Origin of the sequence: Acidovorax sp. SUPP3434 (assembly GCF_030159015.1) — a bacterium.
Classification (GTDB): domain Bacteria; phylum Pseudomonadota; class Gammaproteobacteria; order Burkholderiales; family Burkholderiaceae_C; genus Paracidovorax.
Map to the genome: position 1 here is coordinate 56,686 of NZ_BQXL01000015.1, position 13,613 is coordinate 70,298.

A 13,613-nucleotide genomic window follows, 5' to 3' on the forward strand; every position below is an offset into this window, starting at 1 on the left:
CGGTGTTCATCCTTTGCGGCCCAGCAGGCCATGCGGGCGCAGCAGCAGCACGGCGGCCATGGCGATGTAGATCATCAGCCGCGCGCCTTCGGGCCACACCGTGCTCATCACGCTCTGCACGATGCCGATCAGCAGGCCACCGACCAGCGCCCCGCCGAAGCTGCCCATGCCGCCCACCACCACGACCACGAAGGCCACGCCCAGCGCCTCGATGCCCATGAAGGGCTCGGCGCCGCGGATCGGCGCGGCCAGCACGCCCGCGATGGCGGCGGTGGCAGCACCCAGCGCGAACACCAGGCTGAAGATGCGGAACACGTTGATGCCCAGCAGCGACACCATCTCGGTCGATTCGCTGCCCGCGCGCACCGCGCTGCCCAGGCGCGTGCCTTCGAGCACCCACCACAGGCCCACGGCCAGCACGGCGGTGAAGCCGATCACGAACAGGCGGTACTTGGGATACACGAAGCTGCCCCACATCACCACGCCCTGCAGCAGGTCGGGCACCGCCACGCTGTCGCCCAGCGGCCCCCACTGAAGGATGACCAGCTCCTGGATCGCCAGCGCCAGGCCCACGGTGACCAGGATGTGGAACTCGTGCGGCTTGGCGTAGACGTGGCGAAGCACGAGCTTTTCGGTCAGCCAGCCGAGCGCGCCCACCAGGAGCGGCACCACGGCCAGCGCGAGCCAGAAGCTCAGGCCCCAGCGCGTCATCTGGTAGCAGAAATACGCGCCCAGCAGGTAGAACGCGCCGTGCGCGAAGTTCACGAAGCGCAGCAGGCCGAACACGATGGACAGGCCGACGGCCAGCAGGAAATACAGCATGCCGATGCCGATCCCGTTGATGACCTGTAGCAGGTAGATGCTCATGGAGGTGGGGCAGTCAAGGCTTTGGCCCCGCAGTTGCGGGGCGAACAGTGAGGGGCAGGGCGCGGGGCGCAGGAAGGCAGGAGCGAGCGGTCAGCCCAGCTTGCAGCCGGTCTGGTCCAGCGGCAGGAACGACTTGCCCGAACTCACCACGTCCACGTAGTCGTCCTTGTTGGCCATCCTGGCCTTGGGCTTGCCCTTGAGCAGGTAGTAGTTCTTGAGCACCTGGTGGTCGCCCTTGCGGATCTCTTCCTCTCCCGTGAGGCCCGCGTACTTCATGCCCTCCAGCGCGGCGATCACCGCCTTCTGGTCCACCGTGCCGGCCTTGAGGATGCCGTCGATCAGCAGCTTGGTGCAGATGTACGAGCCCGCCAGGCTGTAGTTGGGGTTGGACTTGAACTTGTCGTTGCTGCGCTTGACCAGTTCCAGGTTCAGCGGGGCGTCGGCGGTGTGCCAGTACTGCGCGCCAAAATACACGCCGTCGCACAGGTCCGCGCCCAGCGACTCGAACTGCTCCAGCCCCGAGGCCCAGGCGATCAGGATGGTCATGTTCTTGTGCATGCCGAAGCTCACCGCCTGGCGCAGTGCATCCGACGACTGCGAGCCGAAGTTCAGCAGCAGCAGCACGTCGGGCTTGGCGGCCATGGCGTTGGTCAGGTAGCCGCTGAACTCCTTCTCGGCCAGCGAGTGGTAGCTGTTGCCCACGTGCTCCAGGCCCTTTTCCTTGAAGACGTTCTTGGCGGCCGACAGCAGGCCGTCGCCGAACACGTACTGCGGCGTGATGGTGTACCAGCGCTTGGCCTTGGGCAGCGCGTCGGCCAGCGGGCGCACCGTCTGCTCGATGGCGCCGAAGGTCGGCACCGACCAGCGGAATGTAGCGCTGTTGCAGTCCTTGCCGGTGATCTCGTCGGCCCCGGCCGTGGTGATGAAGATGCCGCCCGCCTTCTCGGCCTCCTTGCCCATGGCCAGCGATTCGGACGACAGGATGCCGCCCGCGAAAAAGCGTGTGCCCTGCTGCTGCGACGACTCCTGCACCTTGCGCACGGCCGTGGCAGGCTTGCCCTCGGTGTCCAGCACCGTGTAGGCCAGGGGGCGCTTGAGGGCCGAGCCGTACTGCTCGATGGCCAGCTTCATGCCCAGGTCGGCGAACTTTCCGTTGGCGGCGAAGGCGCCGGACATGGGCACCGGGCAGCCGAACTGGATGGCGCCCGCGGACTGCGCCCAGGCGCTGCGCGCCAGGCCCAGCGATGCGGGCAGCGCGCCCAGTGCGGAAAGTTGCAAGAGTTGACGACGGTGCATGAAGGGGCTCCTGTGGGGGGTTGGGCCGGCTGGCCATCGGCCAGGCACGGCTTTTCTGCAAAGCACATGGCGTGCCATGTGTTTTTCCTATTTATAGTGATAAATAGAGCAAATCGCGTGCACGTAAACCCTGCCCGTCACGCCGCCGCACGGCCCTGGTGCATACACTGCACCACGGAAGCGATCGCGGTATGCCCGCCACCACGCTGCGCCTTTCCTCGTCTTCAACCCAGCAATGCACCATGGCCACGAAACCGCCCGCCGGCAAGCCGATCAAGCCCTTGAAGCGCCCCGACCTGGTGGCGCAGGAGATCAAGCGGCTCATCACCGAGAAGAACCTGAGCCCGGGCGACCGCCTGCCGCGCGAGAGCGAGCTGCAGGCGCAGTTCGAGGTGAGCAAGGGCACCATCCGCGAGGCGCTCAAGTCGCTGGAGGTGCAGGGCCTGGTGACCATTTCCACCGGCCCTTCGGGCGGCGGCACCATCGCCGAGGTGTCGCTGGACCGCACGCTGCAGTTCCTGCAGAACTACCTGTTCTTCCAGGACGTGACGATCGACAACATCTACGCCGTGCGCCAGTTCCTGGAGCCCGAGCTGGCCGCCGGCGCCGTGCCGCACCTGACCGAGGCCGATTTCGAGGCGCTGGAGCACAGCATCGCCTGTTGCGACCCCAACTCCAGCAGCGAAGACCTGCTCAGCCAGCGGCGCGAGGACGTCAACTTCCACGACATCCTGGCCGCGGCCAACCCCAATCCGTTCCTGCGCTTCACCTGCGAGCTGATCAACGAGATGCTGCGCCAGCTGATCGTGTACGGCAACCGCACCCCGAAGTCGGAGCACCGGCGCTTCGGCGAGGCCAATGCCAACTTCCACCGCGACATCGTGCAGGCGGCGCGCGCCCGGGACGCAGAGAAAGTGCGCGAATTGATGGCCCGGCACATGCTGGATGCGGCCAGCAGCGTCAAGCGCATGAAAGGCCGCATCCAGGGGCGCCTGATCCTGGACGCCGACACGCTGCGCAGCCCCCGCTCGGCCCACGTCCGCAGCCGCTGAACGGCGCGCCGGACTCCCCAAAACGCCAAAAGTTGGTGTTGGGGCGTGTTATTTTTGAATCAATTGGTATCTTCTGGAACCTTTGACATCGATTTCGCGGCTTCCGCGGCGACACTTCGCGCCTGCGGGCCCCAATGACCGGGAAAGCGCGACCGGGAGGGCGCGGCCGGCTCGGGCACCCGATACATTCCATTTCCATTCTTTGATGCACCCATGAACGCAGTTCTTCCGTGGGCCGGCTGGCTGGCGGCCGCCATGCTGTCCGCTGCGGTCCACGCCGGGGCGAAACCCCCCATGGCGCTCGACCCCGCCCAGTGCCAGCCCCCGGACGCGGACCTTTCGCTGCCGGCGGCCTGGGAGCCCTACCGCGACGCGGTGCGCGCCTGCCCACTGGTGCAGGGCGGCGCCGCCGGGAATGCGCCGGCCAAGGCCGCCAAGGTGCGCCTGCTGGCCGTGTTCACCGACGCCCACTACCGCGGCCTGCCGCCCGATGCGCCGTGGGAGCGCTTTCCGCTGCCCCTGCTGGTGGACGACACCGGCCGCTGCGTCGGCAAATTGACCCACCTCTTTCCCGCGGACCCGCCCGAGGAGCTGGACGTGGTCCCCGGCCGCTGGCGCGACGGCGTGCCGCACGAGATCCAGCTCCAGGTGCGCTCGCCCGCCGTGGGTGGCGACTACCACCTGCCCACCCTGCGGTGGGATGCCAAGAACCGCCTGTACCGGCCGGCAGCCTCCGGGCCCGCCTCCGCCAAGCCCCCGACGCCCCCGGACCAGGACAAGACCCCATGCCCGTAGACGCCACCGCGGTCGCGAAGCTGAAGCAGGCCTGCGACCAGGCCGCCGACCTCCATCCCAACTCCTGCAGCCACGCCGTCTGGCACGTGATCAAGCAGTACCTGCCCGACCAGCCCTACATGAGCGCCAACGCGCTGATGGACCACGTGCAGGGGCAGCGCCACTGGCGCTCCGTGCCCGCCTCGCAGGTGGGCGACCTCGCGCGCGGCGGGGCGGTCATCGTCGGGGGCAAGAAGGAGTCGGGCAACGGCCACGTCATCGTGGTCTACCCGGGCCCCGACAAGGCCGCCGGCGGCTATGCCTACACCCGCGGCGGCAAGACCGAGACGCTGCGCACCCGCGGCAGCTACCCGCCCGCGATGTCCACCTCGCTGGGCCCCTGGGAAGGCGCCCGCAGCAAGGGCGACAAGACCATCTGGGACCCCTGGGCGAGCGACGCCAAGTTCGCCAGCGTGACGTTCTGGCAGCTGGTGCAGTAAGCCCTTCGCCGCCCGCCGCCCCGTCCGGCCTTTCCCCCCGATCCGTTTTTTTCATTCACAGCAACAGGTGATCTCCATGGCCTCTCACAGCAAACTTCTGGGTCTTCTTTTCAGCGCCGCGCTCCTGGGCGGCTGCGCCAACACGTCCAACACCGAAGCCAGCACGGCGGCTGCGGACGCATCGGCCCAGGCGGCCGCAGCGCCCGCCCCGGCGCCCGTCGCGCCCCCGCCAGCGCCCGAACCCGAGCCGCTGCGCATTCCCGAAGACGGCACCGTGGCCGAGTTCTCGGGCCTGGAGACCGAACTGCCGGCCGACACGCCTGCGCTGCTCGACATCCTGACCGCCGACAAGGCCGGCAACCAGCGCTGGGAGATCAAGGGCTACGCCGACCGCAAGACCGCCAAGAACGCCCGCGAGGTCGCCCTGGCGCGTGCCCTGGCCGTGCGCAAGGAACTGGTGTCGCGCGGCGTGCCGGCGAAGAACCTGCGCGTGATGTTCAGCACCGACCAGGCCCGCAACGCGGTGACCGTGCTGCCACGCTGATCGCGCGCGCATCCGTCGCCTGCCCCGGGGCCATCGCCCGGGCAGGCCACCCGGCGGCCCGGGCGCCTTGCGCGCCCCGGGCCGCTGTGCTTTGTGGGGCTCAGCGGCTGCTCGGGAAGGCGAACACCGCGCCTTCGCGCACGCCGGCCGAGGGCCAGCGCTGCGTGATGGTCTTGCGCTTGGTGTAAAAGCGCACGGCATCGGGGCCGTAGGCGTGCAGATCGCCGAACAGGCTGCGCTTCCACCCGCCGAACGAGTGGTAGGCCACGGGTACCGGCAGCGGCACGTTCACGCCCACCATGCCGACCTGGATGTGGTCGGTGAAATAGCGGGCCGCCTCGCCGTCGCGCGTGAAGATGCAGGTGCCATTGCCGTATTCGTGGTCGTTGATGAGCTGCATGGCTTCCTGCAGCGTCTTCACGCGCACCACGCCCAGCACGGGGCCGAAGATCTCTTCCTGGTAGATCTTCATGCCGGGCTTCACATGGTCGAACAGGCAGGCGCCCAGGAAATAGCCCTGCTCATGGCCGGCCACCTGCATGCCGCGGCCATCGACCACCAGCGTCGCGCCTTCGGCCACACCGCTGTCCACGTAGGCCTTCACCTTCTCGAAGTGCGCCTGGGTGACCAGCGGGCCCATGTCGTTGCCGCCGTTGTCGGTCTGGGTGCCGGGGCCGACCTTCATCTTGGCGATCTCGGTCTTCAGGCCGGCGATCACCGCGTCGCCCACGGCATCGCCCACGGCCACCAGCAGCGGGATCGCCATGCAGCGCTCGCCGCACGAGCCATACGCCGCGCCCATCAGTGCGCTCACGGCGTTGTCCACGTCGGCATCGGGCATGAGCACCGCATGGTTCTTGGCGCCGCCCAGGGCCTGCACGCGCTTGCCATGCTTGCAGCCTTCCGAATAGATGTACTCGGCGATCGGCGTGGAGCCCACGAAGCTCACCGCCTTCACGCGCGGGTCGCGCAGCAGCGTGTCCACCGCCGTCTTGTCGCCGTTGACCACGTTCAGCACGCCGGGCGGCAGGCCGGCTTGCAGCGCCAGCTGGGCGATGAACAGCGTGCTGCTCGGGTCGCGCTCGGACGGTTTCAGCACGAAGGTGTTGCCGCAGGCGATGGCCATGGGCCACATCCACAGCGGCACCATGGCCGGAAAGTTGAACGGCGTGATGCCGGCGGTGACGCCCAGCGCCTGGAACTCGCTCCACGAGTCGATGTTCGGGCCCACGTTGCGGCTGTGCTCGCCCTTGAGCAGCTCGGGCGCGTAGCTGGCGTATTCCACGTTCTCGATGCCGCGCTGCAGCTCGCCATGCGCATCGCTCAGCACCTTGCCGTGCTCGGCGGTGATGAGGGCGGCGATTTCATCGGCGTGCTCTTCCAGCAGCACCTTGAGCCTGGACATCACGCGGGCACGCTTGAGCGGCGGCGTGTTGCGCCAGGCGGGGAAGGCTGCTTCGGCCGAAGCGATGGCCTGCTCCACCGTCGCCTGCGAGGCCAGCGCCACGCTGGTGGACGACTGGCCCGTGGCCGGGTTGAACACGCGCTGCGTGCGAGCGGTGTCGGCCACGATCTGGCCGTCGATCAGGTGGCCGATGGTGGCGGTGACGTTCTGGTCTTGGTGCATGGGAATGGAGTTCAGGGTAAAAAGTGCCCCCAGTGCATATTCCACTAGGGCATACAGCTACAAAATAAATAGCAAACGCTGGCAGCGAGGCTCAAGCCGTCTCGGCCAGCGCATCGCCCAGGGCGCTCACCAGCCGGTCGATCTCGGCGCGTTCGCTGATGAACGGCGGCGCCAGCTGGATCGTGTCGCCGCCGTAGCGCACGTAAAAGCCCTTCTTCCAGCAGTTCATGGCGATCTCGTAGGGCCGGCGGGCCGGCTCGCCCGGCAGCGGCGCGATGGTGAAGCCCGCGGCCAGGCCGTAGTTGCGGATGTCCAGCACGTGCTGCGCACCCCGGAGGCTGTGCACCGCCTGCTCGAAGTACGGCGCCAGCGCCTTGGCGCGGCCGGGCATGTCTTCCTTTTGCAGGATGTCGAGCACCGCCAGGCCGGCGGCGCAGGCCACGGGGTGGGCCGAGTAGGTATAGCCGTGCGGGAATTCGAGCATGTACTCGGGCCCGCCCTGCGCCATGAAGGTGTCGTAGATTTCCTTGGAGGCCACCACGCCGCCCAGCGGCTGCGCGCCGTTGGTCACCTGCTTGGCGAAGTTGAGGATGTCGGGCGTCACGCCGAAGGCCTCCGCCCCCGTCCACGCGCCGCAGCGGCCGAAGCCGGTGATGACCTCGTCGAAGATCAGCAGGATGTTGTTCTGCGTGCAGATCTCGCGGATGCGCTCCAGATAGCCCTTGGGCGGAATCACCACGCCGGCCGAGCCCGAGAACGGCTCCACGATCACCGCCGCGATGTTGGAGGCGTCGTGCAGCGCGATCACGTCCAGCAGCTTGTCGGCCAGCGCCCGGCCGCCGTCCTCGGCCATGCCACGCACGAACGAGCCCATCGCCGGCTGCGTGTGCGGCAGGTGGTCCGCCTCCACGCCCTGGCCGAAGGTCTTGCGGTTGCCCACCATGCCGCCCACCGAGATGCCACCGAAGTTCACCCCGTGGTAGCCCTTCTCGCGGCCGATCAGGCGCGTCTTGCCGGCCTGGCCCTTGGCACGCCAGTAGGCACGCGCCATCTTGAGCGAGGTGTCGGCCGACTCCGAGCCAGATCCGGTGAAGAACACGTAGTCCAGCCCCGCGGGCGTGAGTTCCTTGATCTTGTTGGCCAGCGCGAACGACGCCGGGTGGCCGAACTGGAAGGCCGGCGAATAGTCGAGCGTGGCGGCCGCCTTGCCGATCGCCTCGGCGACGTCCTTGCGGCCATGGCCCAGCCCCGCGCACCACAGGCCCGAGAGGCCGTCGAAGATCTTGCGGCCTTCGGAATCGGTGTAGTAGGCCCCCTGGCCCGAGACGATCATGCGCGGCGCGGCCTTGAACTGCCGGTTGGCGGTGAAGGGCATCCAGTGCGCATCCAGCCAGGCCGCGTCCATGCGCGGCGCGGAGGCTTCGGGAGCGGAGTCGAGGACGGTAAAGCTCATGGTCGGTCCAATCACAAAGAAAACAAAAGGGGTGCAAGGCGCTGCCGCACAGGCCGCAGGTGGCCCTGCCAGCGGGCGGGTGGCCCCATTGTTCCGGCGGTCGATAATCCCTCCAATGGACAAATATCAATGTTTACTTGACGATTCATGCAAGTAAAGCCCACCCCGCTCGCCATGCCCGACGACGCCCCGCCCCCCGCCTCGCCCACGCTGCCGTCCCCGGCGCCCCAGGCCGCGCGCGAACGCGCGGTGCTCGGCCAGTTGAGCGACATGGACCTGCGCCTGCTGCAGGTGTTCAAGAGCGTGGTCGATTGCGGCGGCATGGCCGCGGCCGAGCTGGAGCTGAACATCGGCACCAGCACGGTGAGCCGCCACGTGAAGGACCTCGAAACCCGCCTGGGGCTGACCCTGTGCCGGCGCGGCCGGGCGGGCTTCGCGCTCACCCCGGAAGGCCAGCGCGTGTACGACGAAACCCTGCGCCTATTGGCCGCCGTGCAGGGCTTTCGCGACAGCGTGGACGGCATCCACTCGCGCATGGGCGGGCAACTGGCCGTCGCGGTGTTCGACAAGACCGCCAGCAACCCGGCCGCGCGCATCGGCGAGGCCATCGCCGCCTTCACCGTCCAGGCGCCGGACGTACACCTGCAGATGCACGTGGGTTCGATCAACGCCATCGAGCGCGGCGTGATCGACGGCACTTACCAGGTCGGCATCATCCCTGCCCACCGCGCCTCGCAGAGCCTGCTGTACACCGACCTGTTCGGCGAGACCATGCTGCTGTACTGCGGCGCGGGCCACCCGCTGTTCGGGGCGGACCACTCGGCGCTCGACTGGGACGCCGTGCGCGCGCACCCTTTCGCCGGCCTGGGCTACCACTCGCCCAACATGGAGCTGAGCCACCAGGCCCGCCTCACCCGCACCGCCACGGGCTTCGACCAGGAATCCATCGCCACGCTGGTGCTCTCGGGCCGCTACCTGGGCTTTCTGCCCGACCACTACGCCGAGGCGTTCGAACGCACCGGCCGCCTGCAGGCCGTACGGCGCGAGGCGCTGCGCTATGAATGCCAGTTCGTGAGCCTGCTGCGAAGGTCGCCCGAGCCGCCGAGGGCGGCGCAAGCGTTTCAGCGGTGTTTGGTGGGGGCGCATGCTTGCGGCGGGAGTGCTGGCCCACAAGGCTCCGCGGACCATGGGGATTGAAGCCAAGCGTTTTTTTACTCCCCTGCTCAATGCACCACAATGCCCTCGTTCAAGGAGGCGGCCTTTTACCTGAGGACGGCCACATCGTTAACCAAAACAAAACGCACCCGGGAGGAGCGAAAAGATGGAAAAACAGGACGAACTGCTCATCGCCAGTTACTACGCACTCACTTGGTGGGCCGAAACACTCAACCAGCGGCACTTCGAATCCCCGGCGTTCGACGCCATGCCTTTTCGCGATGCGTTCGTCAAATCCAGGCTGCAGTCCGGCGAAGGCCCCATTGCTTTGCTGATGCCGAGCTTGTATGTCGCCCTCGTGCTGCCCCGGGAAACCATATTCGATCAATACGCATCGGACTTTGAGGCGATCGATCGGCAGCTTGGTCGATTCGCCCGCAATGTAAAGACCACTTATAAAAAGGAGAAGGAAGGGAACATCGCATTCACCCGGCACATCAGGAATGCGGTTTCACACGCCCGCACGGAGTGGATGGGCGATGGCGCGCGTTTTCATGACGAGAACACCAAAACCAGCGAGGCGTTCAGCGCGGAAATCGGTATCCAGGGCCTGAACTGGCTCATGTCGGCACTGCAGCAGATCGTGCTCAAGCGGGTTCGCGACATCCAGATCCGGCAGGCTTCAGACAACAACGCCTGACATTGCAGACTGGGCTCCGGCCCCAAACCACCGCGAAAGCGGCATGAAGCCACGCATGGCCGTCGTGGGGACAGGCCATGCTGTTGCAAAGCGGGCACCAGAAAAACTCAATCCGCCGAAGCCCCCGACTTCTTCACCAGTTCCGCCCAGCGCGGAATCTCCTTGGCCATGTGCGCCGCCAGCGCTTCCGGCGTGCTGCCCACGATGTCCATGCCCAGCTGCGTGTGCAGCTTGTCCACCACGTCGGGCTGCTTGAGGGCCTTGACGATCTCGGCGTTCAGCCGCTGAACCACGGCTTTGGGCGTGCCCTTGGGGGCGTACACGGCCTGCCAGGACGACATCTCGAAGCCGGCCACGCCGGATTCGATCATGGTGGGCAGTTCGGGCGCGAGGGCGATGCGCTGGCCGGTGGTCACGGCCAGCAGCTTCACGCGACCGGCCTTGGCCAGGGGCAGGGCGGCGGTCATCTGGTCGAACATGAACGACACCTGGCCGGCGGCCACGTCGGTGAGGGCGGGCGGCGTGCCCTTGTACGGCACGTGGGTGAGCTTCACGCCGATCAGGTCGCCGAACATCTCGCCCGCCAGGTGGGTGGAGGTGCCCGCGCCCGACGACGCGAACATGCGCTTGGACGGGTCTTTCTTGAGCAGCTCGATCAGTTCCTTCACCGAGTTCACGCCCAGCGCGGGGTTGACGATGAGCACGTTGGGCAGCGTGGCCACCAGGGCCACGGGCTCGAAGTCCTTGACCGGGTTGTACGACAGGTTCTTGTACAGGCTGGCGTTGATAGCGTGCGTGCTGATGGTGCCGCCGAAGAGGGTGTAGCCGTCCGGCGGGGCCTTGGCCGCGTACGAGGCGCCGATGCCGCCGGCCTGGCCGGGCTTGTTGTCCACCACCACCGATTGCTTGAGCGCCTCGCTCAGCTTGTTGGCGAGCACGCGGCCGATGATGTCGGTGGAGCCGCCGGGCGTGAACGGCACGACGTAGGTGATGGGCTTGGCGGTGGGCCATTCCTGGGCGCCCGCAAGGAAGGGTGCCAGGGCCAGGGCGGCCAGCAGGGCGGTGTGTCGGATGAATCGCATGGGGTTTGTCTCCGGGTGTCGTTGTGGTGCTGCGATGTGGGGAACGGGGGAAGGCGGAAAAAGCGGTGCGGGCGGTGTGTGCCGGGTGTCAGCGGCCTTTCTCGGCGCGCCAGGCAGCGAAGTCGCCGTGGGTGGCGGGGTCGGTGGGCGGGTACAGGCCGATGATCGAGCGGCCTTCCAGCACCTTCTCGGTCACGAAGTCTTCGAAGGCGGTCATCTCGGTGGCTTCGGCGGCGATCTCATCGGCCAGGTGCGCGGGGATGACGATGACCCCCTCGCCATCGCCCACCAGCACGTCGCCGGGGAACACGGCCACGTCGCCGCAGGCGATGGGCCCGTTGATGTCGATGGCCTGGTGCAGCGTGAGGTTGGTGGGCGCCGAGGGGCGCTGGTGGTAGGCCGGCATGTCGAGCGCGGCGATCTCGGGCGTGTCGCGAAAGCCGCCGTCGGTGACCAGCCCGGCCACGCCGCGCTTCATGAGGCGCGAGGCGAGGATGGAGCCGGCCGATGCGGCGCGCGCGTCCTTGCGGCTGTCGATGACCAGCACGGCGCCGGGCGGGCAGTCTTCCACGGCCTTGCGCTGCGGGTGGTCGGGGTTCTTGAACACGTCGATGGTGTTCAGGTCTTCGCGCGCCGGGATGTAGCGCAGCGTGAAGGCCTCGCCCACCATGTTGGCGCGGCCGGTGCGCAGGGGGTGGACGTTCTGCAGGAACTGGTTGCGCAGCCCCTTCTTGAAGAGGGCGGTGCACAGCGTGGCGGTGCTGACGTGGGCGAGGCGGTCGCGGGTGGCGGGGTTCAAGGGCATGTCTCCGGGGGTCAGAAGATGTCGGGCTCGGGCACGGGGGCGCCGAAGCCGGTTTCGAGGAAATCGAAGTCGCAGCCCTGGTCGGCCTGCAGGATGTGGCGGCTGAACATCCAGCCGTAGCCGCGCTGGTAGCGTGCGGGCGGCGGCGTCCAGGCGGCGCGGCGGCGGGCGAGTTCTTCGTCGCTCACCTCCATGTGGATGCGGCGCGCGGGCACGTCCACGGTGATGAGGTCGCCGGTTTTCACGAGCGCCAGCGGGCCGCCGATGTAGGCCTCGGGCGCGGCGTGCAGGATGCAGGCGCCGTAGCTGGTGCCGCTCATGCGCGCATCGGACAGGCGCAGCATGTCGCGCACGCCCTGCTTCACCAGCTTCGCGGGGATGGGCAGCATGCCCCATTCGGGCATGCCGGGGCCGCCCTGCGGGCCGGCGTTGCGCAGCACCAGGATGTGGTCGGCCGTCACGTCGAGGTCGGGGTCTTCCACCGCGGCCTTCATGCTGGGGTAGTCGTCGAACACCAGCGCCGGGCCGGTGTGCTGCTGCAGGTGCGGCGCGCACGCGCTGGGCTTGATGACGGCGCCGTCGGGCGCCAGGTTGCCGCGCAGCACGGCGAGCGCGCCCTCGGCGTAGATGGGGTTGTCCAATGGGCGGATCACGTCGTCGTTGAACACGGCCGCGCCTTCGATGTTCTCGCCCAGCGCGCGGCCGGTGACGGTGCGCGCACCCAGGTGCAGGTGCTGCGGCATGCGCGACATCAGGCCGGGCAGGCCGCCGGCGTAGTAGAAGTCCTCCATCAGGTAGGTGTCGCCGCTGGGGCGCACGTTGGCCAGCACCGGCACGTGGCGGCTGGCGGCGTCGAAGTCATCCAGCGTGACGGCGCAGTGCGCGCCCGCGCGGCGCGACATGGCCACCAGGTGGACGATGGCGTTGGTGGAGCAGCCCACGGCCATGGCCACGTTGATGCCGTTCAGGAACGATTCGCGGCTCAGCAGCTTGGCCGGGGTTTCGTCCTGCCAGACCATCTCGACGATGCGGCGGCCGCTCTCGGCGCTCATGCGCACATGGTTGGCGTCCGGCGCAGGGATGGACGAGGCGCCCGGCAGCGTCATGCCGATGGCCTCGGCGATGGCCGTCATGGTGCTGGCCGTGCCCATGGTCATGCAGGTGCCGTGGCTGCGGGCGATGCCGCCTTCCACCCCGAGCCACTGCGTCTGCGTGATCTGGCCGGCGCGGCGCTCGTCCCAGAGCTTCCACGCGTCCGATCCCGAGCCCAGCACCTGCCCGTTGTAGTTGCCGCGCAGCATGGGGCCGGCGGGCACGAAGACGCAGGGCAGGCCCATGCTGATGGCGCCCATCAGCAGGCCGGGGCCGGTCTTGTCGCAGCCGCCCATCAGCACCGCGCCATCGACCGGGTGGCTGCGCAGCAACTCTTCGGTCTCCATGGCCAGCAGGTTGCGGTAGAGCATGGTGGTGGGCTTCACGAAGGCCTCGGCCAGCGAGATGGCGGGCAGTTCGATGGGAAAGCCGCCCGCCTGCAGCACGCCGCGCTTGACGTCTTCCACCCGCTGCTTGAAGTGGCCGTGGCAGGGGTTGATGTCCGACCACGTGTTGACGATGGCGATGATGGGCTTGCCCACCCAGTCTTCGGGCGCGTAGCCCATTTGCATGATGCGGGAGCGGTGGCCGAAGGAGCGCAGGTCGTCGGGGGCGAACCAGCGTGCGCTGCGCAGGGACTCGGGGGTGCGGCGGGTCGTCGTCATA

The 13,613-nt window shown here is 68.0% G+C and carries 13 protein-coding genes; 6 read left to right on the plus strand and 7 right to left on the minus strand.

The genetic code is table 11. The annotated features are described in order from the left end of the window. Positions 1–6: 6 nt before the first annotated feature. Both AVKW3434_RS19390 and AVKW3434_RS19395 read right to left on the minus strand, forming a co-directional pair. Positions 7–867 (minus strand): branched-chain amino acid ABC transporter permease, encoded by an 861-nt coding sequence (locus AVKW3434_RS19390; RefSeq protein WP_284407120.1) that lies wholly within the window; start codon positions 865–867, stop codon positions 7–9. A 90-nt stretch (positions 868–957) separates the two neighbouring features. Further along, a complete protein-coding gene (locus AVKW3434_RS19395; RefSeq protein ID WP_284407121.1) occupies positions 958–2,163 on the minus strand; it encodes an ABC transporter substrate-binding protein in 1,206 nt (401 codons plus the stop codon). Positions 2,164–2,405: 242 nt separating this feature from the next. On the opposite strand from AVKW3434_RS19395, the gene AVKW3434_RS19400 reads away from it, so the two are divergent. The 4 genes from AVKW3434_RS19400 to AVKW3434_RS19415 all read left to right on the plus strand — a co-directional run bounded on the left by AVKW3434_RS19400 (position 2,406) and on the right by AVKW3434_RS19415 (position 5,033). Further along, on the plus strand, positions 2,406–3,215 hold the full coding sequence (locus AVKW3434_RS19400) for a FadR/GntR family transcriptional regulator (RefSeq protein WP_284407122.1): 810 nt from the start codon (positions 2,406–2,408) through the stop codon (positions 3,213–3,215). A 213-nt stretch (positions 3,216–3,428) separates the two neighbouring features. Then, positions 3,429–4,010: a hypothetical protein gene (locus AVKW3434_RS19405; protein ID WP_284407123.1), complete on the plus strand. Its 582-nt coding sequence runs from the start codon at positions 3,429–3,431 to the stop codon at positions 4,008–4,010. Then, a complete protein-coding gene (locus tag AVKW3434_RS19410; protein ID WP_284407124.1) occupies positions 4,001–4,489 on the plus strand; it encodes a hypothetical protein in 489 nt (162 codons plus the stop codon). The genes AVKW3434_RS19405 and AVKW3434_RS19410 overlap by 10 nt, the downstream gene beginning before the upstream one ends. A 76-nt stretch (positions 4,490–4,565) precedes the next feature. Next, positions 4,566–5,033 (plus strand): OmpA family protein, encoded by a 468-nt coding sequence (locus tag AVKW3434_RS19415; protein ID WP_272566442.1) that lies wholly within the window; start codon positions 4,566–4,568, stop codon positions 5,031–5,033. A gap of 100 nt (positions 5,034–5,133) precedes the next feature. Here the strand turns inward: AVKW3434_RS19415 and AVKW3434_RS19420 are convergent, their stop codons facing one another. Then, positions 5,134–6,660, minus strand: a complete 1,527-nt coding sequence (locus AVKW3434_RS19420; RefSeq protein ID WP_284407125.1) for a CoA-acylating methylmalonate-semialdehyde dehydrogenase — start codon at positions 6,658–6,660, stop codon at positions 5,134–5,136. 91 nt (positions 6,661–6,751) lie between these two features. Next, a complete protein-coding gene (aptA, locus tag AVKW3434_RS19425) occupies positions 6,752–8,113 on the minus strand; it encodes an omega-aminotransferase AptA (protein WP_284407126.1) in 1,362 nt (453 codons plus the stop codon). A gap of 174 nt (positions 8,114–8,287) precedes the next feature. Between aptA and AVKW3434_RS19430 the strand changes: the two genes are divergently transcribed. Both AVKW3434_RS19430 and AVKW3434_RS19435 read left to right on the plus strand, forming a co-directional pair. Then, on the plus strand, positions 8,288–9,310 hold the full coding sequence (locus AVKW3434_RS19430; protein ID WP_502869128.1) for a LysR family transcriptional regulator: 1,023 nt from the start codon (positions 8,288–8,290) through the stop codon (positions 9,308–9,310). A gap of 124 nt (positions 9,311–9,434) precedes the next feature. Beyond that, complete coding sequence (locus AVKW3434_RS19435; protein WP_284407128.1) at positions 9,435–9,968, plus strand: HEPN family nuclease; 534 nt, start codon at positions 9,435–9,437, stop codon at positions 9,966–9,968. Positions 9,969–10,075: 107 nt separating this feature from the next. Here AVKW3434_RS19435 and AVKW3434_RS19440 read toward each other — a convergent pair whose 3' ends face one another. The 3 genes from AVKW3434_RS19440 to araD form a co-directional block, all read right to left on the minus strand. Continuing rightward, complete coding sequence (locus AVKW3434_RS19440) at positions 10,076–11,050, minus strand: Bug family tripartite tricarboxylate transporter substrate binding protein (RefSeq protein WP_284407129.1); 975 nt, start codon at positions 11,048–11,050, stop codon at positions 10,076–10,078. 88 nt (positions 11,051–11,138) lie between these two features. After that, entirely contained in the window at positions 11,139–11,849 is a 711-nt protein-coding gene (locus AVKW3434_RS19445; RefSeq protein WP_284397471.1) for a ribonuclease activity regulator RraA, read from the minus strand. Positions 11,850–11,866: 17 nt separating this feature from the next. Then, the gene (gene araD, locus AVKW3434_RS19450) at positions 11,867–13,612 is read right to left on the minus strand and encodes an L-arabinonate dehydratase (RefSeq protein WP_284407130.1); all 1,746 of its coding nucleotides are present in this window, start codon (positions 13,610–13,612) and stop codon (positions 11,867–11,869) included. Between the last annotated feature and the right edge of the window lies 1 nt (position 13,613).